Source organism: Lentzea sp. NPDC042327, assembly GCF_040647275.1.
In the GTDB taxonomy this organism is placed as follows: Bacteria; Actinomycetota; Actinomycetes; order Mycobacteriales; family Pseudonocardiaceae; genus Lentzea.
Map to the genome: position 1 here is coordinate 455,476 of NZ_JBEZBX010000003.1, position 22,623 is coordinate 478,098.

24 protein-coding genes are annotated in these 22,623 nt (G+C 71.2%); 16 read left to right on the forward strand and 8 right to left on the reverse strand.

What is annotated here, in order from left to right:
- Positions 1–2 precede the first annotated feature (2 nt).
- On the forward strand, positions 3–1,076 hold the full coding sequence (locus AB0A63_RS09940) for a S1 family peptidase (RefSeq protein WP_360387766.1): 1,074 nt from the start codon (positions 3–5) through the stop codon (positions 1,074–1,076).
- An 18-nt stretch (positions 1,077–1,094) separates the two neighbouring features.
- Here AB0A63_RS09940 and AB0A63_RS09945 read toward each other — a convergent pair whose 3' ends face one another.
- Positions 1,095–2,126, reverse strand: coding sequence for an NAD(P)/FAD-dependent oxidoreductase (locus AB0A63_RS09945; RefSeq protein ID WP_360387769.1), 1,032 nt, complete (start codon positions 2,124–2,126; stop codon positions 1,095–1,097).
- Between the two features lie 128 nt (positions 2,127–2,254).
- On the opposite strand from AB0A63_RS09945, the gene AB0A63_RS09950 reads away from it, so the two are divergent.
- Positions 2,255–2,620 (forward strand): hypothetical protein, encoded by a 366-nt coding sequence (locus AB0A63_RS09950; protein ID WP_360387772.1) that lies wholly within the window; start codon positions 2,255–2,257, stop codon positions 2,618–2,620.
- 11 nt (positions 2,621–2,631) lie between these two features.
- On the opposite strand, the gene AB0A63_RS09955 is transcribed toward AB0A63_RS09950, so the two are convergent.
- Entirely contained in the window at positions 2,632–3,015 is a 384-nt protein-coding gene (locus AB0A63_RS09955) for a RidA family protein (protein ID WP_360387775.1), read from the reverse strand.
- Between the two features lie 96 nt (positions 3,016–3,111).
- Here AB0A63_RS09955 and AB0A63_RS09960 point away from each other — a divergent pair, with 96 nt between their 5' ends.
- Complete coding sequence (locus AB0A63_RS09960) at positions 3,112–3,486, forward strand: helix-turn-helix domain-containing protein (protein ID WP_360387778.1); 375 nt, start codon at positions 3,112–3,114, stop codon at positions 3,484–3,486.
- A gap of 207 nt (positions 3,487–3,693) precedes the next feature.
- Positions 3,694–6,555, forward strand: coding sequence for an AAA family ATPase (locus AB0A63_RS09965; protein WP_360387781.1), 2,862 nt, complete (start codon positions 3,694–3,696; stop codon positions 6,553–6,555).
- A gap of 73 nt (positions 6,556–6,628) precedes the next feature.
- On the opposite strand, the gene AB0A63_RS09970 is transcribed toward AB0A63_RS09965, so the two are convergent.
- Complete coding sequence (locus AB0A63_RS09970) at positions 6,629–8,425, reverse strand: S8 family serine peptidase (protein ID WP_360387784.1); 1,797 nt, start codon at positions 8,423–8,425, stop codon at positions 6,629–6,631.
- A 354-nt stretch (positions 8,426–8,779) separates the two neighbouring features.
- Between AB0A63_RS09970 and AB0A63_RS09975 the strand changes: the two genes are divergently transcribed.
- Positions 8,780–9,169, forward strand: a complete 390-nt coding sequence (locus AB0A63_RS09975) for a VOC family protein (protein ID WP_360387786.1) — start codon at positions 8,780–8,782, stop codon at positions 9,167–9,169.
- 10 nt (positions 9,170–9,179) lie between these two features.
- On the opposite strand, the gene AB0A63_RS09980 is transcribed toward AB0A63_RS09975, so the two are convergent.
- On the reverse strand, positions 9,180–9,731 hold the full coding sequence (locus AB0A63_RS09980) for a TetR/AcrR family transcriptional regulator (protein WP_360387789.1): 552 nt from the start codon (positions 9,729–9,731) through the stop codon (positions 9,180–9,182).
- A gap of 45 nt (positions 9,732–9,776) precedes the next feature.
- On the opposite strand from AB0A63_RS09980, the gene AB0A63_RS09985 reads away from it, so the two are divergent.
- Positions 9,777–10,910 (forward strand): MFS transporter, encoded by a 1,134-nt coding sequence (locus AB0A63_RS09985; protein WP_360387791.1) that lies wholly within the window; start codon positions 9,777–9,779, stop codon positions 10,908–10,910.
- Between the two features lie 6 nt (positions 10,911–10,916).
- On the forward strand, positions 10,917–11,543 hold the full coding sequence (locus AB0A63_RS09990) for a DUF2238 domain-containing protein (RefSeq protein WP_360387793.1): 627 nt from the start codon (positions 10,917–10,919) through the stop codon (positions 11,541–11,543).
- Here the strand turns inward: AB0A63_RS09990 and AB0A63_RS09995 are convergent.
- Positions 11,540–11,827, reverse strand: a complete 288-nt coding sequence (locus AB0A63_RS09995) for a muconolactone Delta-isomerase family protein (RefSeq protein ID WP_360387795.1) — start codon at positions 11,825–11,827, stop codon at positions 11,540–11,542. The two genes, AB0A63_RS09990 and AB0A63_RS09995, sit on opposite strands and share 4 nt — an antisense overlap.
- A 157-nt stretch (positions 11,828–11,984) precedes the next feature.
- On the opposite strand from AB0A63_RS09995, the gene AB0A63_RS10000 reads away from it, so the two are divergent.
- Entirely contained in the window at positions 11,985–12,413 is a 429-nt protein-coding gene (locus AB0A63_RS10000; protein ID WP_360387797.1) for a hypothetical protein, read from the forward strand.
- A gap of 173 nt (positions 12,414–12,586) precedes the next feature.
- Here AB0A63_RS10000 and AB0A63_RS10005 read toward each other — a convergent pair whose 3' ends face one another.
- Entirely contained in the window at positions 12,587–13,090 is a 504-nt protein-coding gene (locus AB0A63_RS10005) for a DinB family protein (RefSeq protein ID WP_360387800.1), read from the reverse strand.
- 86 nt (positions 13,091–13,176) lie between these two features.
- On the opposite strand from AB0A63_RS10005, the gene AB0A63_RS10010 reads away from it, so the two are divergent.
- Together AB0A63_RS10010 and AB0A63_RS10015 are read left to right on the forward strand one after the other, a co-directional pair.
- Positions 13,177–14,040 carry an RNA polymerase sigma-70 factor gene (locus AB0A63_RS10010; RefSeq protein WP_360387802.1) on the forward strand — a complete coding sequence of 288 codons (864 nt, stop codon included), beginning with the start codon at positions 13,177–13,179 and terminating at the stop codon, positions 14,038–14,040.
- A 91-nt stretch (positions 14,041–14,131) separates the two neighbouring features.
- Entirely contained in the window at positions 14,132–14,878 is a 747-nt protein-coding gene (locus AB0A63_RS10015) for an NAD(P)H-binding protein (protein WP_360387805.1), read from the forward strand.
- Between the two features lie 61 nt (positions 14,879–14,939).
- Here the strand turns inward: AB0A63_RS10015 and AB0A63_RS10020 are convergent, their stop codons facing one another.
- Positions 14,940–15,455, reverse strand: coding sequence for a hypothetical protein (locus AB0A63_RS10020; RefSeq protein ID WP_360387807.1), 516 nt, complete (start codon positions 15,453–15,455; stop codon positions 14,940–14,942).
- Positions 15,456–15,704: 249 nt separating this feature from the next.
- Between AB0A63_RS10020 and AB0A63_RS10025 the strand changes: the two genes are divergently transcribed.
- Positions 15,705–16,469, forward strand: a complete 765-nt coding sequence (locus AB0A63_RS10025; protein WP_360387810.1) for an AfsR/SARP family transcriptional regulator — start codon at positions 15,705–15,707, stop codon at positions 16,467–16,469.
- A 4-nt stretch (positions 16,470–16,473) separates the two neighbouring features.
- Here AB0A63_RS10025 and AB0A63_RS10030 read toward each other — a convergent pair whose 3' ends face one another.
- Positions 16,474–17,472, reverse strand: coding sequence for a DUF2156 domain-containing protein (locus AB0A63_RS10030; protein WP_360387813.1), 999 nt, complete (start codon positions 17,470–17,472; stop codon positions 16,474–16,476).
- Positions 17,473–17,624: 152 nt separating this feature from the next.
- Between AB0A63_RS10030 and AB0A63_RS10035 the strand changes: the two genes are divergently transcribed.
- Genes AB0A63_RS10035 through AB0A63_RS10055 form a run of 5 tightly spaced genes read left to right on the forward strand, consistent with a single transcriptional unit; the run spans position 17,625 to position 22,617 of the window.
- Positions 17,625–19,238, forward strand: coding sequence for an aldehyde dehydrogenase family protein (locus AB0A63_RS10035; protein ID WP_360387816.1), 1,614 nt, complete (start codon positions 17,625–17,627; stop codon positions 19,236–19,238).
- Between the two features lie 11 nt (positions 19,239–19,249).
- Positions 19,250–20,392: an acyl-CoA dehydrogenase family protein gene (locus AB0A63_RS10040; RefSeq protein ID WP_360387818.1), complete on the forward strand. Its 1,143-nt coding sequence runs from the start codon at positions 19,250–19,252 to the stop codon at positions 20,390–20,392.
- The gene (locus tag AB0A63_RS10045; RefSeq protein ID WP_360387820.1) at positions 20,389–21,669 is read left to right on the forward strand and encodes an aminotransferase class III-fold pyridoxal phosphate-dependent enzyme; all 1,281 of its coding nucleotides are present in this window, start codon (positions 20,389–20,391) and stop codon (positions 21,667–21,669) included. The genes AB0A63_RS10040 and AB0A63_RS10045 overlap by 4 nt, the downstream gene beginning before the upstream one ends.
- Positions 21,662–22,141: an SRPBCC family protein gene (locus AB0A63_RS10050; RefSeq protein ID WP_360387823.1), complete on the forward strand. Its 480-nt coding sequence runs from the start codon at positions 21,662–21,664 to the stop codon at positions 22,139–22,141. Before AB0A63_RS10045 ends, AB0A63_RS10050 begins: the two co-directional genes overlap by 8 nt.
- Positions 22,141–22,617, forward strand: a complete 477-nt coding sequence (locus tag AB0A63_RS10055; RefSeq protein ID WP_360387826.1) for a hypothetical protein — start codon at positions 22,141–22,143, stop codon at positions 22,615–22,617. The genes AB0A63_RS10050 and AB0A63_RS10055 overlap by 1 nt, the downstream gene beginning before the upstream one ends.
- Positions 22,618–22,623 lie beyond the last annotated feature (6 nt).

Here is a 22,623-nt window from a genome sequence, read left to right on the forward strand (position 1 = left end):
GAGTGTTGCTGCGCGTTGTTTCCGTATCAGCTCTCGTACTCAGCACGATCGTCGTCCCCGCCGCCGTGGCCTCCGCCGAGGTCGTCGACGCCATGAGCCGCGACTTCGGCATCAGCAAGGCCGAGGCGGTGACGCGGATCGGCCAGGAGAAGACCGCGCTGCGCATCGACCCGTCCGCGCAGGCGGCGGCCGGTGACGCCTACGGCGGCAGCTGGTTCGCCGACGGCAAGCTGAACGTCGCCGTCACCGACCCGGCGAAGGCCGACGCCGTGCGGGCCACCGGTGCGACACCGGTGCTGCGGGCGAAGTCGCTCGCGTCGCTGACCGCGGTGAAGAACGACATCGACCGGATGTCGAAGTCCGGCAAGATCCCGCCCGGCATCGCGTCGTGGAGAGTCGACGTGCCGAGCGGCACGGTCGTCGTCGAGGCCGAGCCCGCTGCGGACGTCTCCGCACTGCCGAAGGACGTCGTGGTCCAGCGCGACGGCGTCCGGCAGCCGCAGACGTTCGCCGCCGGAACCGTCGGCGGTGACCCGTTCTACACCGGCAACGTCCGGTGCTCGATCGGGTTCTCCGTGCACGGCGGCTACGTGACGGCCGGGCACTGCAACGTCGGCGCCTGGAACGTCCACGGCTGGGACCGCTCCTGGCAGGGCGAGTTCGTCGGCTCGTCGTTCCCCACCGACGACCACGGCTGGGTGCGCACCGGCGGCGGCTGGTGGAACGTGCCGGTCGTGCTCGGCTGGGGCCAGGTGAGCGACGCCCTGGTGCGCGGTTCGTGGGAGGCCCCGCCCGGCACGTCCGTGTGCCGCTCTGGCTCGACCACGCACTGGCACTGCGGTGTGGTGCAGGGCCGCAACGAGACCGTGAACTACCAGCAGGGCGCGGTCTACGAGATGGTCGGCACGTCGGTGTGCGCGGAGCCGGGCGACTCCGGCGGCTCGTTCATCACCGGTGACCAGGCCCAGGGCGTGACGTCCGGCGGCTACGGCAACTGCGCGAGCGGCGGTCGCACGTGGTTCCAGCCGGTCAACGAGATCCTGCGGGTCTACGGCCTGACGCTGCTCACGGCCTGACGGCAGGGGCGGTGGCGGTCAGGTGAACATGATCCTGGCCGCCACCGCCCGTCCCAGCCACGTCCGCAGCCCGCTGAACGCGGCCTCCGCCACACCGGGCCCCCGCACCAGCGACAACCCCCGCCGCATGGCCCCGCGCGCCACGTACCGCCGCCGCAGCCCCGCGCCGTCGTAGTGCTCCAGCACGTACCGGTTGCCGCTGCGCAGGTAGTCGGCCGTGACCGACGCCGCCAGCTCCGACATCCGCATGCACGGGTCGAGCCCGCCCGCGGTCAACGGCGACACCGCCCCCGCCGCGTCCCCGACCAGCAACCCCTCGGTGCTGACGATCCGGCGCAGCACCCCGCCCACCGGGATCGGCCCGCCGCGCCGCCGGACCGGGCCGGTGGGTGTGGGGGTGGGAAAGCCGTCCTTGAACCTGCGCAGCAGCCGGGGCAGCGGCGCGGTGAACCGGTCGGCGCGGCCGGCGAGCCCGACGTGGGCGTGCTCGCCGTCGTCGATCACCCAGGCCAGGTAGCCGGGCGCGAGCCGCGGGTCGAGCACGCAGTGGAACGTCGGCGTCCCGCCGGGAGCGACCGGGTAGACCTCCTCGACACCGGTGATCATCGTGCGGTTGACGTCGAGCCCGAGCTGCCGCGCGACCGTCGACCGCGCCCCGTCCGCACCGATCGTGAACCGCGCCTTCACGGCCTTCGCCGGGTAGCCGGCGTTGAGGGTGACCTGCGCACCGGCCCGCCGGGCGTCCTCGACCGCCTGCGCGTACACGCCCTCCATGTGCCCGACGCGGAACTCGTCACGACCGCTGACGAGCTCCACCGGCCTGGTCAGGCTCGGCGGGTACAGCACCACCCTGCGCACCGCCGGCCCCAGGTGCGGCAGGTCGAAGTCCTCCAGCGTGCGCCGCACGAAGATGCCGGTGGTGCGGATGCCGGTGCCGAGGTCGCCGCGCCGTTCGCACACGGCCACGTCCAACCCGGCCTCGGCGAGCAGGCGGGCGGTGCGCAGACCGGCCAGTCCCGCGCCCACGACGAGCACGTCCACGGTGTCCATGCCCGACGGTAGAACGCGCCCGGCGCGCGGTTGCCCGTCGTGCGCGGCCCTTTCACCGAACCTGCACAGGTCCTGCACATCCCGCACGGGTATTCCCTCAGCGCCGCCAAGAGGTGAGAATCGTTCGCGTGGGGGATGCGCGCGGGCGGACCGTCGAGAGCAGGGCAGGCGTCACCGCGTTCCTGGCCGGTGTGTGGCTGATCGCGGCGCCACCGGTCCTGCACTTCGACGCGGCGGTGAACGCCTTCGAGCCCTACTGGGTGTCCATGGGCCTCGCGGTGCTGGTCATGCTGCTCGGCATGGTCCGCGCGATGGCACCGCTGGACGTGCCGCTGCTGCGCCAGATCACGATCGCACTGGCCCTCGCCCTGGTAGTGGCGGCGCTGCTGCGCGACTCCGACTGGAACTCCGTCGTGTGGCTCAACCAGCTGGTGGTGAGCGGGGTCATCGCCCTGACCGCCGCGGTGGCGCTGGCGGTCACCCTCCGCCGGTGACCACCGGTGGATCAGTCGATGACCGCCGTGGCCTCGATCTCGACCAGGTGCTCCGGCACGTCCAGCGCCTGGACGCCGATGAGCGTGGCCGGCGGCCGGGGCGTGCTGCCCGCCTCCGCAGCCGCCCTCGCGATGCCTTCGAGCAGCTGCGGCATCTTGTCCGGCGTCCAGTCCACGACGTACACGGTGACCTTGACGAGGTCGTCGAACGTCGCGCCGACGCTCCGCAGCGCCGTGTGGACGTTGAGGTAGGCCTGCGCGACCTGCTCGGCCAGGTCGGGCCCGGCGTCCCAGGCGACCTGCCCGGCGACGTGCACCGTCCTCCCGCTCGCCACCGCCACCTGGTGGTAGACGTCGATCTGCGGCAGGCCGTCGGGGTTGACCAGGGTGATCATGTTCAGGTTCTCGCTCTCTTGTGGTTACTGGGAAACCATAGGAGAGTGAACGCTGACCTGGAAGAACGCACTTTATCGTGACTGGGGAACCTAAAGGTGAGCAAGCAGTTCACGCTGCCGCAGGACGCGGACCTGGCCCGCGCCGACTCGCTGGCGCGCGAGATCTTCTCCGACGTCGCCAACAAGTGGGCGCTGCTGATCATCGAGGCGATCGGTGACGAGACCCGGCGGTTCACGGAGCTGCGCGCCCTGGTCGACGGGATCAGCCACAAGATGCTCACGCAGAACCTGCGGCTGCTGGAGCGCAACGGGCTGGTGTCGCGGTTCGTGCACCCGACCGTGCCGCCGCGGGTCGACTACGCGCTGACGGAACCGGGCCGGGAGCTGCGCCAGACCGTCGACGCCATGTGCGCGTGGACGACGAAGCACCTGCGGGAGATCGAAGCGGCCCGCCGTTCGTTCGACGCCTGAGCGCAGGCGTCGAACGCGACGGCGAGCGCGAGCGCGGTGAGCAGGCGCCGCCCAGTTCACTCTTCGCTGCGGGAGAGGTCCGCCGCCGGTTCGAAGTCGTCCCTTACGTCTTCTTCGCACGTCACGTACCCTGTTGGCCCATTCGAAGGCAGCGAGCCCGTCTTCGCCGCCGAGAGGAGGGACGGGGTCCTGGTCCGGTCTCTGGTCGTGCGGGACAGCTCGGTGTTCGTCGGTCGCCGCGACGAGCTCGAGGTGATGGACCGCGCGCTGCGCAACCTGCCCGCGCTGGTGCAGGTGGAGGGGGAAGCGGGGATCGGCAAGAGCCGGCTCGTGCGTGAGCTGCTCGCGTCGGAGGAGGCCGCTGGGCGCACCGTCCTGACGGGACACTGCCAGCAGTTGCGCGAGCCGTTCATCCTGGGGCCGGTGCTGGAGGCGCTCGGCCGGTGCCGCGCGCGGATCGAGCGGTGCGGGCCGCTGAGCCCGGTGACGGCGGCCCTGCGGGAGGCGCTGCCCGAACTGGCCGACGTGCTGCCGGAGCCGGTGACAGTGAACGGCAGCCACTCGTTCGACCGGCACCTGCTGTTCCGGGCGATCCGCGCGGTGCTGGTGGCGCTGGGGGACACCGTGCTGGTGGTCGAAGACCTGCACTGGGCCGACGACGGGACGCTGCAGCTGCTCCGGTTCCTGATGGCCGACCCGCCCGCGGGGTTGGCGGTGGTGGTGACCTACCGGCGTGAGGACCTGCCCACCGCGATGCCGCTGGGCACGGCGTACCGGCCTGGGCCGGGCGTGACGACGGAACTGGTGAGGCCTGCCCCGCTGACCGTGGACGAGGTGGCCGCGCTCGCCGCGGCCGCGCTGGAGACGGACGAGGTGAGCGATGAGTTCACCGCGGAGCTGCACGGGCACACCGCGGGGCTGCCGCTCGTCGTCGAGGAGGTCCTGCGCTCGTTGCGCGGCGGCTCGGACGAGGTGGTGGCGAACAGCGCGGCCGTGCGGCGGCTCACGAGCGGTGGCGAGGTTCCGGCGCTGTTGCTGGAGTCCGCGGCGGAGCGGCTGGGTGCGCTGCCCGCGGAGGCCGGGCAGTTCGTGCGCGCGGCGGCCGTCCTGGCCGTGCCGGCGACGGTCCACCTCATCGGCGAGGTCGCCGGACTGGACGGGAGCGCGGTACGTGCCGCCGCCACCGAGGCGCTGGCGAGCACGTTGCTGCACGACGGCGGCGCCGGGGTCCTGGAGTTCCGGCACACGCTGGCCCGGCAGGCCGTCTACCGCGCGGTGGGGGTGCTGGAGCGGTACGAGCTGCACGAGCGCGCGGTGGTGGTGCTCGCCGGGCTCGACCGGCCGCCGTTGGTGCAGTTGGCCGAGCACTGCAGGAGGGTGGGGCGGCGCGAGGACTGGCTGCGCTACGGCGAGGCCGCCGCCGACCAGGCGCTCGTGCTGTCCGACGCGTCCGCGGCGATCCCGCTGCTGCGGCGCCTGCTGGCCGAGCCGTGGCTGTCCGGTGCCGAGGTGGACCGGCTGGGGACGAAGCTCGGTGAGGTCTCGGCGCTCGGGCTCGACTCGTACGGCCCGGCGGAGGCGCTGGAGAAGCTGCTGGTCGACCCGAGGTTGTCCGAGGGTGCGCGCGGCGAGGTGCGCATGCTGCTGGCGATGCTCTTCGTCAAGCAGGAGGAAGGCGTCGCGAAGGCGCGCGCGCAGATGGAGATCGCCGTCGGTGAGCTCGCCGGCCGGCCGGACCTCGCGGCCAGGGCGATGAGCATGCTGTCCCAGCCGTTCATCGGGGACACCCCGCTCACCGAGCTCAGGCCGTGGCTGCGCAAGGCCGACGAGGCGATCGACCGCAGCGCCGACCCCGCGATGCGGATGTCGTTGCTGGCCAACGTGATCGGCTCGCTGGTCGTCATCGGCGACGCCGGGGTCCGCGACCGGTTGACGGCGGTGCCGGAGACGGGCCGGACGATGGCCGAACACCGCCAGGTCGCCCGGGTCCACTGCAACCTGGCCGACGCGATGACCACGATCGGCATGTTCGGCGACGCCCGCCGGTACCTGCGGACGGGAATCCGGGCGGCGGAGGAGACCGGCAGCCTGTACGTGCTGAGCGGAGCGCGGAGCACCGCGCTGGTCCTCGACTGGTTCACGGGAGCCTGGGACGGTCTGGCGGCCAGGGCGCGGGCCCTGCTGGCCGAGTACCACGAGCTCGCCGCGATCACCGACGAGCTGAACATGGTGCTCGGCCTGCACGCGCTGGCCCGCGGCGAGCGGGCGGCGGCCGTCGCTCACTTCACCGGTACCCACGTCCGCACTCCGCGCAACGCGTTCGCGCCGGTCGCGCTCGGCTGCGCCGCCGGTCTGGTCCGGATCGCGCTGCGCGACGGTGACGTGGAGCGTGCGGGGATCGAGGCGGACGCGGGCATGGCGCTGCTGCGCCGCAAGGGCGTGTGGGCGTGGGCGGGAGAGGTCGCACCCTCTGCCGTGGACGCCTACCTGGCGGCGGACCGGGTCGCCGACGCCGAGGCCGTCGTGCGGGACTTGACGGACGGGGTGAGCGGGATGGACGCGCCGCTCGCCGTGGCCGCGTTGCACAGTTGTCACGGCGCGCTCGCCGACCACGACGGTCGGTCGTCGATCGAGCACCACACCGCTGCAGCGCGCGCGTACGAGGAGATGGGTGCATCGTACTTGGCCGTCGGGGCACGGGAGCGTGCCGACACCTCCCTGCTCGCCGGCGACCCGGCGGCAGCGGTGCGGGCGTTCACCCGGACCATCGACGACTACGAGGCACTGGGCGCCACCTACGACTCCGCCCGCTGCCGGCACCTGCTGCGGGAGTTCGGGGTCAGGGCGACCCCTTCGCGTGCCGGTCGCCGGGGTTATGGCTCTGACCTGTCACCTCGTGAGCGTGAGGTGGCCCGGCTGGTGGCCGCGGGCAGCAGCAACAACGAGATAGCGGACGTCCTCTTCCTGTCGCCGCGCACGGTCGAGCAACACGTCGCCAAGGTGTTGCGCAAACTGGGGGTGACCCGGCAGTCCTTGCGGGACAACGACCACCTCATCGGCCGGGGCTGAGACGAAGCCAGGGGTACCCGGCGGTGGTGACCGCCGGGCACCCCTGTTCCTGCGCGGGGACCGTTCGCTCAGGTCAGAGCGTCAGGGTCCACCGGTTGAGCGTTCCGGTGTCGCCGGGACCGCCGTCGTAGACGTTCAGCAGCCAGCGGCCCGCACGGGACTCGCTGGACAGGTTCGCCGTGTAGGTGCGCACCAGGTTGTCCGTGTCGCCACCGGTCTGGTTGTGCAGCTGGTAGGTGGTGCCGTCCGGTGCGGTCAGGTACACCCGCAGGTCACCGATGTAGGTGTGGGTGATGTCCACCGCGACCGTCGAGGTGGCTGACGCCGCACCGGAGCAGGTGATCGTGATGGCGCTCTGCGTGGTGTAGTAGTCGAGGATCTGGCCGCTGTTCGAGTTGGTCACGGCCGGGCAGGTACCGCCGCCGGTGGTGCCGACGACGATGCGGAACGACGCCGAACCGGTCTTGCCCGCGCTGTCGCGAGCGGTCACGGTGACGTTCGCCGTGCCGGCGGTGGTCGGCGTGCCGGTGATCGAACCGGACGTCGAGCTGATCGACAGGCCGGCGGGCAGACCGGTGGCCGACCAGGTGTACGGGGAGGACCCGCCGCTCGCGCTGTTGTTCAGCTGGAACGACTGGCCGACCGTCGCGGTCTTGTCACCGGGGTTCGCCACGGTGACCCCACCGGGCTGGGTGCCGTTGAGGTAGCCGGAGTACAGCAGCACGTTCGGCGAGCCCGTGTTGATGCCGCTGAGCTTGCCGGTGGAACCGTTGTTCACCAGCGCATCGCGCACCTGCGCCGGGGTGGCCGACGGGTTCTGCGCGAGGTGCAGTGCCGCGACGCCCGCCACGTGCGGCGACGCCATCGACGTGCCGGACATGGTGGCGGAGCCGGTGTTGCTGTTGTACGCCGCGGACACGATGTCCGTTCCCGGGGCGAAGATGTCCAGGCAGGTGCCGTAGTTGCTGTCCGAACGGCGGGCGTCGGAGCGGTTGCTGTTGCCGACGGTGATCGGCGCCCGCAGGTGCTGCGGGCTGTACTGGCAGGCGTCGTCGTTGGAGTTGCCCGCCGCCATGACCCACTGCACGCCGCTGTTGACGACACCGGTGACGGCGTTCTCGAGCGCGGGGTTGCTGGGGCACCGCTGACGGCAGCCGATGCTGTAGTTGACGACGCCGGGCCCGGACCCGTTGCGCACCACCCAGTTCGCGGCGGCGATGAGGTCGTCGTCGTAGGCGCTCCCACCGCAGTCGAGCACCTTCAGCGGCACGATCGTGGCCTTCTTGGCCACGCCGTACCGCGTTCCGGCGGCCGTGCCGGCGACGTGCGTGCCGTGACCGTTGCAGTCCTGCGGCGTGGAGTCGTTGTCGACGAAGTCGTAACCCGCCGCGATCCGGCCGGTGAAGTCCTGGTGGTTCGCGTTGATGCCGGAGTCGAGGACGTACACGCGCACGCCCTCCCCGCCGTTGGCGGGATAGGTGAACTTGCTGTCCAGCGGCAGGTCGCGCTGGTCGATGCGGTCGTCACCCCAGTTCGGCGGGCTCTGCTGGGTGTCGAGCACCTGCATGCGCACGACCTGCTGCACCCGCTCGACGGCCGGGTCCGCCGCCGTGCGCGCGGCCTGCTCCGGCGACATCGACACGGAGAAGCCACCGACCACCGCGTCGAAGACGTGCCGGGTGCGACCGCCGTGCCGTTGGACCACCGACGAGGCAGCCGAGGCTGTGCCCTGCGCGGTCGCGGTGCCCTTGAGCACGACGATGTACCTGCCGGGCACCGCATCGGCGGACCCGGCGTTGAGGACGGGGGCCGAAGGCGCCGACGACGCCGGCGTCGCGAGCACGAGAGCCGACCCGGCCGCAGCGATCACACAGCCGATCACACCCGCTGAGGTTTTCCATCTCGCCATGAGCTGTCATGTCCTTCATTCGCAGGGGAGAACGCGGAGACAACCCGCGCTCTCACCACGCTACGAACGACATCCGTCCCGGCCACCACGTAATTTCGCGTCGGTGGAGGGCACCGGGAAAGACCGGTACGCCGATCCGGGAAACCCGTACCGCAACGACGCGAACCCCTATCGCAACCACCGCCGCCCCCTGCTGTTCCCGGCGGAGCGGTCACCTGACCCGGCACAGGGCCGGCAACGCCCGCTCAGTGGCGGCAGGTCCGCCCGACCTCGGCGAGGACCTCCTTGAACGCCGCGAACCGGCAGACTGGGGTGATGCGCATCGACCGGCTCGACCACCTCGTCCTCACCGTCACCGACCTGCGGGCCACGCTCGACTTCTACGTGACCGTGCTCGGCATGCGGGAGATGACCTTCGGCGAGGACCGCAAGGCGCTCGCCTTCGGCCACAGCAAGATCAACCTGCACGAGGCAGGCCACGAGTTCGAACCCAAGGCCCGCCACGTCGTGCCCGGCAGCGCCGACCTGTGCTTCGTCACCGAGGACCCGCTCGACGAGGTGCTCGCGACCCTCGCCGCCCACGGCGTTCCCGTCGAGGAGGGGCCGGGGGAGCGCGACGGGGCGCTCGGGCAGATGCGCAGCGTCTACGTGCGCGACCCGGACGGCAACCTCGTGGAGATCTGCAACTACGCCGACCCGAACTAGAACAAAAGTTCTAACGACAGAGAATCGCCGTCTCCGCCAGCTTCCGGGCCCGCGGGATGACCTCCTCCGGATCGGCCCCGAGCTGCATCCGCACGAGAACGCCCTCGTAGACGATCGCCACGTCCGCGACGACCTCGTCCACCGCCGGAAGACCCGCCGCCAGCTCGGCCAGGCGTTGCACCAGGTGGTCCTTGTGCGCGAGGGCCACCTCGACCGCTGGATGCCCGGCCGGCAGCTGCACCAGCCCGGCGACGTGCGCGCAGCCCTGGTCGGCGCCCTGGTCGCGGCACCACAGCAGCAGGGCGTCGAACACCGACAGCACCCGGTCCAGCGGTGTCGCGGCGTCGGCGGCCACCCGTTCCCAGGTCGCGCGCCACAGGTGGTCCCGGCGGCGCAGGTAGGCCTCGACCAGGCCGTCCTTGCCGCCGAAGTTCTTGTACACCGAGCCGAGCGCGACCCCGGCACGGTCCACCACGGCGTCCACGCCGGTGTTCGCGATGCCGTCGCCGTAGAACAGCTCGGAGGCGGCGACGAGGATGCGTTCTCGCGCTGAAGGGGCCACGCCGTTAGTCTAGGAGTAGAACCGGCGTTCTACCAGGGGAGGATCGTGGACAGGCGGCAGGTGGGGTTGATCTGTGCGGGCACGGCACTCGTCGGGGTGTGCTACGGGTTCGCCAGGTTCGCCTACGGCCTGTTCGCGCCCGCGTTCCAGCAGCAGTTCGCGCTGGGCTCCACGCTGCTCGGCGTCATCGGCGCGGGCAGCTACGCCGGCTACGGGATCGCGGTCGTCGCCGGGTTCCTGCTGACCAACCGGCACGGTCCGCGGCCGGTGGCGGTGGGCGCGGGGGTGTTCGCCGCCGCCGGCACCGCGCTCGTCGCCGTCTCGGCGAACGGCGTGCTGCTCGCGGCCGGTGTCCTGGTCGCCGGGGTGAGCACCGGTCTGGCGTCGCCGCCGCTGGCCGAGGCGATCGCCCGCACGGTCGACGCGGCGCGCCAGGACCGCGCGCAGTCGGTGGTGAACGCGGGCACCGGCGTGGGCGTGCTGCTGTCCGGACCGGTCGCGCTGGTCCTGCTGGACGACTGGCGGCTCGCCTGGGCGGCGTTCGCCGTGGTGTCGGTCGCCGTCACGGCGTGGGTGGTGGCGACGGTGCCGCACGGACGCGGTGCGACGGGCCGGGAGACGGGGTCGCTGCTGCCGCCCGGTGCCGCGCCGCTGCTCACCGCCGCGTTCCTGCTGGGCCTGGCCAGTTCGGCGGTGTGGACGTTCGGCCGCGACGTCGTGCACACCGGGCCGACCGCCGCCGCGCTGATGTGGTCGCTGATCGGACTGGCCGGGCTGCTCGGCGCGGTCAGCGGTCACCTGACCGGCGTCCTGGGCCTGCGCACCGCCTGGACCGCCGTGCTCGTCCTGCTCTCCGCTGCCACCGCCGCACTCGCGCTGTGGCCGGGCGACGTCGCCGTGTCGTTCACCGCCGCCGGCCTGTTCGGTGCCTCCTACATCGCGCTCAGCGGGCTGCTGCTGGTCTGGAGCACGCGCGTGCACGGCGACCGGCCGGCCACCGGCGTCGGCACGTCGTTCCTGCTGATCGCCGTCGGGCAGGCCGTCGGCGCCCTGCTCGCCGGCGTGGCGGTGGACCACTTCGGCCACCTCACCGCGTTCCTCGGCGCCGCCGCCGCAGGACTGCTCGGCGCGGTGGTACGGCCGGGTGCCGAGACCGGTGCCGCCGCACCACTACGGTGATCCGGCATGGAGTCCACTGTGCACGGGCCGGGCCGGATCGAGGGGCGGGTGCTGGTCGGCGTGGTGGTCGCCGCGCTGGTGGTGACCGGTGTGCTGGCGAGGTCACCCGGCACGTGGGCGCTGGAGGTCGTGTGGGTGGTCGTCGGCCTGCCGCTGGTGGTGTTGCTGCGCAAGCGCTTTCCGCTGACCCGGTTGCTGTGCTGGTTGCTGGTGCTGCACGCGCTGGTGCTCTGCTACGGCGGGCAGTACACCTACGCGGAGACACCGCTCGGCGAGTGGGCACAGGAATGGCTTGGCACGCAACGCAACAACTACGACCGGTTCGCCCACGTGGTCCAGGGGTTCGTGCCCGCGGTCGCGGTGCGGGAGGTCCTGCTGCGCCGGACGCCGTTGCGGCCGGGCGGCTGGGTGGCGTTCCTCAGCACGTGCGTGTGCCTGGCGATCAGCGCGTGCTTCGAGTTCGTCGAGTGGCTGAGCGCGGTGGTCCTGGGAGCCGGTGCCGACGACTTCCTCGGCACGCAGGGCGACCAGTGGGACACGCAGTGGGACATGTTCCTGTGCCTGTGCGGAGCGGTGGTCTCCCTGCTGGTGTGGCGGCGGCTGCACGACCGCCAGCTCGGCCTGCGGCCCTAGCCCTGGGCCGCGAGGTCGGACGGGTGCTGCGCCAGCGGCGTCACCTCGACGTCCATGAACTCCCACAGCGGCAACGACGACAGCACGGCGTGCAGCTCGTCGTTGGTCGGCACGTCGAAGATCCCGATGACGTCGCTGCGCCCCACGACCCGCCACAGGTGCGGCCAGACACCCAGGCGTTGCAGCTCCAGCGCCCGCTCCTTCTCCGCCGTGACCAGTTCCGCCCGTCGCGCGGAATCCAGGTCGTGGGGGAGCGAGACGTCCATTCGCACGTGGAAGAGCACGAGCTCACCTCCGCAGGTCGGCGGCCCCCGCGGGTCGAGGTGCCGCCGTCACGGGGAATACCCGCCCCGGGCCCGTTCGATGCGAGCCGCGACGACCACAACTCCAGCCCCGGGACCCGTGTGGTTATGCTCCGCCGGACATCTTTTGGGGGAGCACGTGGGCGTTCTGAACGACTACTTCCGCGCACCCGGCGCCGAGCAGGCGGCGCTCGTGGTGGACGGCGGACCGTTGAACCACCTGGACACCGTCGCCGGCCTCGAACCCGACGTGGTGCTGGGTCAGCTGATCGGGTTCGTGCGCGACGTCGAGTGGCACCCCGGCCTGTCCGCCACCACGCTGGTCAGCGACGAGGACAGCGAGTTCGAGGCGTGGGTCTGCGAGTTCGCCGATGACGTCAGGGACACCCTGGCCGACATCCCCGCCGCCGACGTGCCCGCGCTGGCGCGGCGCTGGGCGGGCATCGAGGAGCTCGCGACGCACACCGGTGAGCCGCTCGACCTGGCCCCGCACCTGCACGAGCTGATCGCACTGGCCGCGCGCTCACGCGCCACCGGGGAGCACCTCTACGTCTGGCGATCCCTCTAACCGGTACCACCGCCACCCCCGTTGCTGCCCAGGCATCTGCAAGTACCACCAACATGTTCGCCGTCTGACGAAGGAGACTCCGGACCCACGGACGGTCGGCGGCGCTGTTGGTAGTGGAAAAGTGCCTGTTGATGTTGAGTTGGTGGTACTTGCAGATGCCGGAAGAGCAGGGGTCAGGTGCCGGTCGAGCCGTCGAGGGCCTCGCGCAGGAAGTCGGCGTGGCCGTTGTGCCGTGCGTACTCGTGGCACAGGTGGTGCATGACCAGCCGCAACGACACGTGCTGCTCCCACTTGGGCTGGTAGCCGGTGATGTCGAGCGACTCGGCGGCGCGTTCGATCCTGCGGGCGTGCGCGACCTCGGCCTCCCACGCCGCGAACGCCTCCGCGCGCGTCGAGCCGCTCGCGTCGTAGGCGACCTGGTAGTCGTTGTCGGCGGACCACACGTTGGTGACGTCCTCGCCGTTGATCACGCGCCGGAACCACGTGCGCTCGACCTCGGCCATGTGCCGCACCAGCCCCAGCAGGGTGAGCGTGGACGGTGGCATCGACCGGCGGCGCAGCTGCTCGTCCGACAGCCCCGCGCACTTGAGCGCGAGGGTGGCGCGGTGGAAGTCGAGGAACGCGCGCAGGGTGTCGCGCTCGTTCCCGGTCAGCGGCGGCTCAGGTCGGTCGGTCACGCCCTCCATTGTGGAGATCCGCCACCGCGGCGACCGCCGCCGGGGGCCGGCGCTACGGTGGGTGCGGAGACGGAACGGAGTGGCGGATGACGCAGCTCGAGCAGGCGGAGTCGGCGTTCGCGGCCGCGCGGCCCAGGCTCTTCGGCATCGCGTACCGGATGACCGGCAGCGTGGCCGACGCCGAGGACCTGGTGCAGGAGGTGTGGCTGCGCTGGCAGACCGCCGACCGCGCCGCAGTGCTGAACCCCGAGGCTTACCTGGCCACGGCCACCACCCGCCTCGCCATCAACGAGAGCCGGACCGCCCGCGCCCGCCGCGAGACCTACGCCGGCCCGTGGCTGCCCGAACCGGTCGACACGGCCGCCGACCCGCAGCTGGGCGCCGAACGGGGTGCCGTGCTGGAGCTCGCCGTGCTGATGCTGCTGGAGAAGCTCACCCCCACCGAACGTGCCGCCTACGTGCTGCGCGAGGCGTTCGACTACCCGTACCGCGAGATCGCCGAGGTCGTTCAGACCAGTGAGGTCGCCGCACGCCAGCTGGTCAGCCGCGCCCGCAAGCACCTCGCCGACTCGCGCCGCACCCCGGCCACCCCCGCCAGGCAACGCGAGCTGCTGGAGGCCTTCGTCGCCGCCGCCCAGGCAGGTGACCTCGCGGGCCTGGAGAAGCTGTTCGCCGCGGACGTGGTGAGCTGGTCCGACTCCAACGGCAAGGTCCGCGCCGCCGGCCGCCCGCTGTACGGCGCCACCGCGCTGGCGAAGATCTTCGCGGCCTGGGCACCGACGTTCTGGACGGCCGAGGACGTCTCGTACGTGGAGGCGAACGGGCAGGCGGCGATCCGGCTGGAGCGCGACGGCGCGGTGTTCGGCGTGATCACGGTGGCGGTGTCGGAGGAGGGCATCGACCAGGTGATGTGGCTGGTCAACCCGGAGAAGCTGGGCGCGTTCGCCTAGGAGGCGTTCGCAGCGCGTCACAACCGCGCGGGCTGTCTTGTCCTAGCTCGTGAACGCCCGCACACCAGCGGGCACACGAAAGGGATGGACCATGAGGATCGTTGTCATCGGCGGCACCGGCTTGATCGGCAGCCAGGTCGTGAAGCGGCTGGGGGAGCACGGCCACGAGGCGGTGGCGGCCTCCCCGAGCAGCGGCGTCGACACCGTCACCGGCGCAGGCGTCGAGGAGGTGGTGAAGGGCGCCGACGTGCTCGTGGACGTGTCGAACTCGCCGTCGTTCGCCGACGAGGACGTCCTGCGCTTCTTCACCACGGCCACGACGAACCTGGTCAACGCCGCACGGCAGGCCGGGGTCGGCCACTACGTCGCGCTGTCGATCGTCGGCGCCGACGAGCTGCCGGACTCGGGCTACCTGCGGGCGAAGGTGGCGCAGGAAGAGCTCATCAGGGCGTCGGGCCTGACGTACTCGGTCATCCGCGCCACGCAGTTCTTCGAGTTCGCCGGCGCCATCGCGAACAGCGCCACCGCGGACGGCGTGGTGCGGCTCCCGCACGGCGGTGTCCAGCCGGTCGCCGCGGCGGACGTGGCGGCGGTCGTGGCCAGGACGGCGGCGACCGAGCCGGTGAACGGCGTGCTGGAGATCGGCGGGCCCGAGGAGTTCACGATGGACGGGTGGATCCGCACGGTGCTCACGCGGCGCGAGGACGAGCGCGAGGTCGTGTCGGACCCGCGGGCGCAGTACTTCGGCACGGCGCTGACCGGCAGGCAGCTCGTCCCGAACGCCGGCGCGCAGCTGCAGGCGACGAGCATCGAGGACTGGTTCGCCGCAGGCAACTGACCCGATCCACAACAGACGGTCGTCCGTCCGAAAAGGCCGGACGACCGTCTGCTGAGGACTGTCACGACGAGACGCGTTGCCGGCGAGACCAGACCTTCGCGTTGAGGGTGCGCACGACCTCGCCCAGCACCGAGGTCTGCGCCGTCGACTCCAGGTGCAGGTACAACGCCCCGTGCCGCATGGACACCGCGGCGAACCGGTCGCGCAGCGGGGAACGGGTCGACGTGGGCGGTACGATCGTCAGCACGTCCGCACCGGCGTCGCGCAACGGCCCGATCACGCGGCCCAGCTCCACTTCCGCGTCGTACGGGTTCGCGGCGTCGTCCTGTCCTCCGCACAGCACCAGCGCGAGGTCGCAGCGGAAGTCCAGTGCGCGGGTGAGGTGCCGGGCGCGGGTGTCCGAAATGGACGCCCTGGTGCGGCAGAGGTCGAGGAACGCGAGGCTCGTGTGGGTGTCGCGCAGGTGCCTGGCGAGTCCCTTGCGCGAGGACGGGCCGATGCCACCGGGGTCGCCGAGTGCCACCAGCCGACGCCACGGTGCGTCGGGCGTCACCCCCGCCAGCCGTGTCTCAGTCATTTTTCCCCCTGACCCCGAATACGTGTGCGACGCAAGCCGAACAATACCGGTTTTCGAGGGTACAGGGCTCTTGCATCCTGCCTATCGGATTGCAGCTCTGGATCACGCTGTGACGTTTGACGACGACGTTGCGTGAGGTTAGTCTGCTGACAAGGCTGCGGGGGGTCGCGTTGGGGGGCGCACGCTGGCGTGCGCGCTTTCCTGCGAAATCAACCTCCGAACGTCCGCACACGGTAGTCGGGGGTATTCGTGAAGATCAGCATTCTCGGACCGCTCGAGTTATCCGAGGACGGCGTGAAGTTCAGGGTGCCGGGCGAGAAGCTGCGGGCACTGGTGGCGGCGCTCGCTCTCTGCGCAGGTCGGCCCGCTACCAAGGAGCAGCTGATCGACGAGTTGTGGCCGGACTCCCCGCCGCGGAATGCGGCGAACTCCCTGCAGGGGCATGTCGCGCGGTTGCGCAAGATTCTCGGCGAGGAGACCGGGCGCGAGTCCCTGCGCGATATCGTGCAGACTTCGGATGCCGGTTACGCGTTGGCGCTGGCGCCCCAAGATATCGACGGGCTGAAGTTTTGTGAAATGGTGAACCAGGTCGGCCTGCGACCGGACATGGATTCGTTGAACGTCATCGCGGTCCTTACCGAGGCCTTGTCCCTGTGGCGCGGTCCGGCACTCATCGACACCGGCCACGGCCGCATCTCCCGGCTCGCGTACGCCCGATTGGCGGAGACGAAGCTGAATGCCTATGAGCGGTTGTTCGACGCGCAGCTCGCCCTGGGCGAGAACCGGGCGTTGATCACCGAGCTGGAACAGCTGCACCAGCAGCACCCGTTGCGCGAGCGGTTCTGCGGGCAGCTGATGACCGCTCTCTACCAGGCCGGACGCCAGGCGGAGGCGCTGGACCTCTACCACCAGCTGCGCCAGCGCCTGGCCGTCGACCTCGGACTCGAACCCAGCCAGGCGCTGCGCGACAAGTTCCACGGGATCCTCCAGCAAGACCCCGCCCTGCTGCGCTGAACGGTCACACCGACCTGGTGATCCGGAGTATCTGCCAGACCGCGCCGAGCGACGCCTTGCCGTGGAACGCCAGGTACTCCGGCACAACGAGTTGCGGTCCCCACTTCTCCTTGTACGCCAACTGGCTCGCGGCGGGGTAGACGGCGTCACCGTGCGTGGCGAGCAACCGCATCAGCCGGTCGGTGAACGGACTCGCCGTAGACGTGCGGAGATCCGGTGACAGACCGGTGAACGGCGTGAAGCCGAAGTGCAGCCACGCGGCGCCCTCCTCGCGGAACCGTTCGATCGCGACGGAGTTCACGAGCTCCATCACCCCCGGTGGAACCGTCGGAACCCGCCGGCTGAGGTCGTGCAGCCACCCGCTCCTGCTGCCGAACGCCGGTGAGTACGACACGTAGGCGATCGGCTCGCCGCCGATCGTCGCGAGGAAGAGCCTGCGGTCCTCCTGCACCGCGCCGCCGCACTCGCCGACGAGGAACTCGATCTCCTTGACGTGCCGCCCCTTCGACCGCAGCCACTGGCCGTCGATGGTCTTCAGGTCGTCCCGGTGCTGCTCGTACGGCACCTCCGCGACCTCGACCCCGCTGCGCCGCGCCTTCGCGATCTTGTTGCGCAGCTTCATGAACTTCGTGCCGCGCAGGGAGAAACCGGACAATTCCAGGGAGTAGGAAGCACCGACCTGGTTGATCGTGCACCCCGCACGAACGTACGTTTCGACATCGGCCGGCTGCAGCTGGATGGACACGACCTTTCGCTTGTGCGCACCCGCGTGTGCGAGGAACGCCCGCAGCAGCGGCTCCTGGTCCTCCGGCGCCGCCAGCACCCCACCGAACTGCACGAGGTACCGACCGGCCGTGCGGTAGGCGATGACACCCGTGTGACCTGCGGCGGTGAAGTACTCGTTGCCCGAGTTCAGCGCCAGGAACGCGCTCGGGTTCTCACCGAACTCGCGCACCGCGTGCCGGGCCAGGTCGAAGCGGACGGTGTCGTCCACGGTGCTCATGCGGATCTCCTTCGGTGGCCGGGAGGGGCCCAGCATCGCCGACGAGCCGGAGACCGTGCTGAAAGCGCGGTGTCAGCGCTGTCTCCGGGGGTTCTCAGCGGCGGCTGGAAGAGTCACCGGCACATCGACAGAACAGGGGGCCACGTCGAGCCATGCGCACATATCTGTCCTATGTCGACGGCCGGAACGTCTCCAGCGCCGGTTGGGTGTACGTCGTCGACGCCGCGAGCCTGCTCGACGACGTCTTCGCCAGCCTGACGCTGAAGCGCAGGCTGGAAGACGGCGCGCACCTCCCCGACGCGTTGCCCGCCTCGATCGTCGGGCAGGTGGCGAAGGCCGACCGCGAGACCGTGAACCGGGCCGTCGAGGCCGCGGCCCGCGCGCAACCGGTGTGGGCGGCGTTCCCGTTGGACACCAGGCTGGAGGAGCTGGGCAAGCTCATCCACGCCCGGCTCGTCGAGAAGGCCGGTGAGATCACCGAGGTCCTCGTGCAGGAGGGCCACCCGCTGGCGCTCGCGCGCTGGCAGGTGTCCGGGATGCTGGAGTGCTACGGGCCGGAGTCGCTGGCCTTCTACCGGTCCCAGATGCGCCAGGAGTTCCAGCACGGTGAGCGGCGCATCCTGGTGCGCCGCCAGCCCGACGGCGTGGTGTGCCTGAACCCGCCGCAGAACGCGCCGCTGTCGAGCGCGCTGCTCGGCGTCACGTCGCTGATGGCCGGCAACTCGCTGGTCGTCCGCGCCCCGCGCAGCGCACCACTGGGCGTCATGTACGTGCTGCACGAGGTCGTGGTGCCGGCGCTGGAGGAGATCGGCGCACCGCCCGGCACGCTGAACGTGGTGTGCGGCGACCCGGCGCCGATGCTCAACGTCTGGGTGGACAGCCCCCTCGTCGACGACATCATGTACTTCGGCAGCAGCGAGAACGGCATCCGCTTCCAGGACCGCTGCGTCTCCGCCGGCAAGAAGCCGATCCTCGAGCTGGGCGGCAACGACGCCGTCGTGGTCTGGAAGGACGCGGACCTGGAGCTGGCGGCGGAGGCGCTGTCGGAGAGCTTCTTCGGCTCCGGCCAGCTCTGCATGATCCCCAACCACGTGCTCGTCCACCCGGACGTCGCCGACGAGCTGGTCCGGCTGCTGGTCCGCACCGCGCTGCACATCCGCCCCGGCCCGGCCTCCGAGGAGGACGTGCTGCTCACCCCGGTGCTGCGCAACGACAAGTTCTTCGCCGTGCTCGCCGACGCGCTCGACAAGGGCGCCGAGCTCGTGTGCGGCGGGTACGCGATGCAGACCGACGAGACCAGGGACCCCAACGGCGTCTTCCTGGAACCGACGGTGGTGCTCGTGCGCGGACTGGAGGGCGCCCGCGAGGTCGACGCGGTGCGCGAGGAGACGTTCTTCCCGCTGCTGCCGCTGGTCGTGGCCGAGCCCGCGAGCGACGAGGTGCTGCTCGACCGGTTCGTCGACTTCGTCAACAGCAACCGGTACGGGCTGCGGAACTCGGTGTGGGCCAACGACCCCGAGGTCGTCGAACGGTTCGTCGACCGGATCAACGGCGGTGGCCTGCTCAAGGTCAACGACTCGCACATCGGCTTCCTGCCCTACCTCCCGACCCACGGCGGCACCGGGCTCACCGGCGGCGTGTTCGGCGAGGCCAACTACCCGATCCTGCGCACCTCCCACCTGCAGGGTGTCAGCATCGCCACCGGCATCCGTCCGAGGGACGCGATCTTCGGCGCGTGGCAGGCGGCACTGGGCACGGCGAACTGAAGGGACCACCCATGCGTGCACTGGACGCCGCTCGCGAGACGTGCGAGGCGTTCCTCCCCGGCCTGCAGGACCAGCTCGCCGCGCTGGAGCTCGATGAGCTGGAAGGACCGGAGTCCTCCGCCATCGCGCTCTTCCGCGCGGCCGGCGGGCCGGGGCTGGTGATCCCGCGGGCGTACGCGGGCGCCGGCGCGGACCCGTTGCAGGCCATGGCCGTCACCCGCGCCCTGGCCTCCCGCGCGCCCTCGCTGGCGGTCGCCACGACCATGCACCACTTCTCCGTGGCGACGCTGTTCACCCTGGCGGAGAGCGTGAAGTCGAGCGGGATGGAGTGGGCGCTGCTGGAAGGCGTTGCCACGCAACGCCTGCTGGTGGCCTCCGGGTTCGCCGAGGGCAAGCCGGGGCAGGGCATCCTCACGCCGACGATGTCCGCGGTCAAGGCCGAGGGCGGGTACCTCATCAACGGCTCGAAGAAGCCGTGCAGCCTGTCCCGGTCCTTCGACCTGCTGACCGCCAGCGTGTCGGTGACCGGCGACGACGGTCAGCAGGAGATGGCGGTGCTGCTGCTGCCCCGCCAGAGCGAGGGCATCACGGTGCACCCGTTCTGGTCGAGCTGGGCGCTCGCCGGTGCGGAGAGCGACGAGATCCGGCTCACCGACGTGTTCGCCGACGAGCAGCTGCTGATGCGCACCGACGCGGCCCGCGACGAGCTGGACGACCTGCAGACCATCGGCTTCATCTGGTTCGAGCTGCTGATCTCCTCGTCCTACCTCGGCATGGCGAGCGCGCTGGTGGAACGCGTGTTCGCTGCGGCCAAGGGCAGCGAGTCCGACCGGGCGGCGGTGGTGCTGCGGCTGGAGTCCGCGACGCTGCTGCTGGAGGGCATGGCCAGGATGATCATGGCCGGTGAGGTGGACGACGTCGCACTGGGCAAGACGCTCGTCGCCAGGTACGCCGCGCAGGACGCGCTGACCGACACCGTGAACCGCGCGGTCGAGCTGCTGGGCGGCATGGCGTTCATCTCCTCGCCCGAGGTCGCCTACCTGGCAGCGGTCACGCACGCGCTCGCGTTCCACCCGCCCTCGCGCGGCAGCTTCACCGTTCCGTTCCTCGCACACGTCGGCGGGCAGCCGCTGCGACTGGGAAGTGGGTCATGAGCGTGCTGGACACCGCCACGCCCGACCGCGAGGCACTCGGCCGGCTGTACCGGTCCAGGCTCAGCAAGGGCCGCGCGACGCTCGGCGAGATGTTCGGCGGGCACGTCGAGGTGGGCTCGCAGGGCGCCTGGGTCACCACGCAGGAGGGCCGCCGGTTCCTCAACTGCGGCGGCTACGGCGTGTTCCTGATGGGCGCGCGGCACCCGACGGTGCTGCGGCACGTGCTCGCGCAGCTCAGCAGGCACCCGGTGTCGACGCGGATCTTCCTCGAACCGCAGGCGGCGCTCGCGGCCGACGCCCTGGTGTCCGTCTCACCGCCGGGACTGGAACGCGTGCACTTCTCCGGTGCCGGCGCCGAGGCCGTCGAGACCGCCATCAAGATCGCCCGCACGAACGGCAAGCGGCGGCTGGTCGCGATGGGGTCCGGCTACCACGGCAAGACCATGGGCGCGCTGAGCCTCACCGGCAAGGACGTGTTCCAGCAACCGTTCCTGCCGCTGCTGCCCGGCACCTCGCACGTCCCGTACGGCGACGCCGAGGCCCTCGACGCGCTGCTCGCGACGATGCCGGGCGAGGCCTGCGTGTTCGTCGAACCGGTGCAGGGCGAGGCGGGGGTGGTGCTGCCACCGCCGGGTTACCTGCGGGCGGTCGCGGACTCCTGCCGCGCGCACGGCGCGATGCTCGTGGTCGACGAGATCCAGACCGGTCTCGGCCGGCTCGGCTCGTGGTGGGGCGTCGACACCGAGGGCGTCACGCCGGACCTGCTGCTCGTCGGCAAGGGGCTCAGCGGCGGTGTCGTCCCGGTCGCCGCCGTCGTGGCCACCGCACGGGCGTTCCGCGCGCTCGACCGCGACCCGTTCCTGCACACTTCGACGTTCTCCGGTGTGCCGCTGGCGATGGCGGCGGCCCGCGGCGCGATCGAGGCGATCCAGGAGGACAACCTCGTCGAACGGTCCCGCGTGCTCGGCGAGGAGATCCTCGGGCAGGTGCGCAGGATCGTGCACGCCCACTTCGGCGACCTGGTGCGCGAGGTGCGCGGCCGCGGCCTGCTGATGGGCGTCGAGTTCACCGAACCCGGTCTCGCCGGCGACCTGCTGATCGAGCTCGTCGAGCACGGCGTGATCGCCAACCACTCGCTCAACTCCCACCTCGTCCTGCGCCTGACGCCGCCCGCGGTGCTGACCCGCGACGAGCTCGACTTCCTCTACGAGGCGCTGGACCGCGCGTGCGCGGTGCAGGCCGCCCGATACCCGGAAGGGGTGCAGACCCATGCGTGACGCGCAGGTGACGATCCTCGTCGCCGACGTCGGCCCGGCGACCACGTTCGAGCGGATCTCCGACTTCGCCGCGTACCCGGACCTGATCGACGTCGTGCGCTCGGTCAGCGTCCGGCCCGTCGGCCCCGGCGAGGACCACAGCGACTGGGAGGTCTTCTTCCGCAACGGCATCCTGCGCTGGACCGAGGTCGACCGGTTCGACGCGGACGCGCTGACGATCACGTTCGAGCAGCTCGAAGGCGACTTCGCCGAGTTCGCGGGCACCTGGGTGGTGACACCGCACGGCACCGGCAGCGCCGTCGCGTTCACGGCCGGGTTCGACTTCGGCATCCCGAGCCTCGCCGGGCTGCTCGACCCGATCGCCGAGCGGGTGCTGAAGGAGACCATCGTCCGCGCGGTGGCCGGCCTGTTCGACCGGGTGGACGTGGTGGGCGACGACGCCGCACTCGCACTCGCGGCGGGGGTGCGGTGATGGACGCCAAGAACACGTTCACCACCCGCACCACGTACAACCTGCTGCGCGCGGAGTACGGGCTCGGTCTCGTCGTCGCCGTCGTGCTGTTCTTCTGGCACATCGGCGAGGTGCGCTGGCTGCCCGCGATCGGGTTGTTCCTCTACATCGACCTGATCGGCTACCTGCCGGGGGCGGTCGCCTACCACCGCAGCGCCGACAAGAAGATCCCCAAGGTCTACTACGTCCTCTACAACACCATGCACAGCCTGGTGACGCAGGGACTCGTCGCCATCGCGTGGATCGTCCTCATCGGACCGGAGTGGGCGTTGCTCGCCCTGCCGATCCACCTCTTCGGCGACCGCGCGCTGTTCGGCAACCTGCTCAAGCCGTTCGTGCTGTCGTTCGAACCGGTCGCCCACCCGGCGTGGCTGCGGTTCCGCGCCGAGCTCGACGCCGCCGACCGCGGGGTGACCGAGCTGGTGGGCACGCGGTGAGCGTCG

What these genes read in the sequence shown, in the direction of transcription:
- AB0A63_RS09975 (WP_360387786.1), top strand. Translation starts at nt 8,780, where the DNA reads ATGCGCATCGACCGGCTCGACCACCTCGTCCTCACCGTCACCGACCTG.
- AB0A63_RS10045 (WP_360387820.1), top strand. Translation starts at nt 20,389, where the DNA reads ATGAGCGTGCTGGACACCGCCACGCCCGACCGCGAGGCACTCGGCCGG.
- AB0A63_RS09945 (WP_360387769.1), bottom strand. Translation starts at nt 2,126, where the DNA reads ATGGACACCGTGGACGTGCTCGTCGTGGGCGCGGGACTGGCCGGTCTG.
- AB0A63_RS10035 (WP_360387816.1), top strand. Translation starts at nt 17,625, where the DNA reads ATGCGCACATATCTGTCCTATGTCGACGGCCGGAACGTCTCCAGCGCC.
- AB0A63_RS10040 (WP_360387818.1), top strand. Translation starts at nt 19,250, where the DNA reads ATGCGTGCACTGGACGCCGCTCGCGAGACGTGCGAGGCGTTCCTCCCC.
- AB0A63_RS10055 (WP_360387826.1), top strand. Translation starts at nt 22,141, where the DNA reads ATGGACGCCAAGAACACGTTCACCACCCGCACCACGTACAACCTGCTG.
- AB0A63_RS09955 (WP_360387775.1), bottom strand. Translation starts at nt 3,015, where the DNA reads ATGATCACCCTGGTCAACCCCGACGGCCTGCCGCAGATCGACGTCTAC.
- AB0A63_RS09990 (WP_360387793.1), top strand. Translation starts at nt 10,917, where the DNA reads ATGGAGTCCACTGTGCACGGGCCGGGCCGGATCGAGGGGCGGGTGCTG.
- AB0A63_RS10010 (WP_360387802.1), top strand. Translation starts at nt 13,177, where the DNA reads ATGACGCAGCTCGAGCAGGCGGAGTCGGCGTTCGCGGCCGCGCGGCCC.
- AB0A63_RS10030 (WP_360387813.1), bottom strand. Translation starts at nt 17,472, where the DNA reads ATGAGCACCGTGGACGACACCGTCCGCTTCGACCTGGCCCGGCACGCG.
- AB0A63_RS10015 (WP_360387805.1), top strand. Translation starts at nt 14,132, where the DNA reads ATGAGGATCGTTGTCATCGGCGGCACCGGCTTGATCGGCAGCCAGGTC.
- AB0A63_RS10020 (WP_360387807.1), bottom strand. Translation starts at nt 15,455, where the DNA reads ATGACTGAGACACGGCTGGCGGGGGTGACGCCCGACGCACCGTGGCGT.
- AB0A63_RS10050 (WP_360387823.1), top strand. Translation starts at nt 21,662, where the DNA reads ATGCGTGACGCGCAGGTGACGATCCTCGTCGCCGACGTCGGCCCGGCG.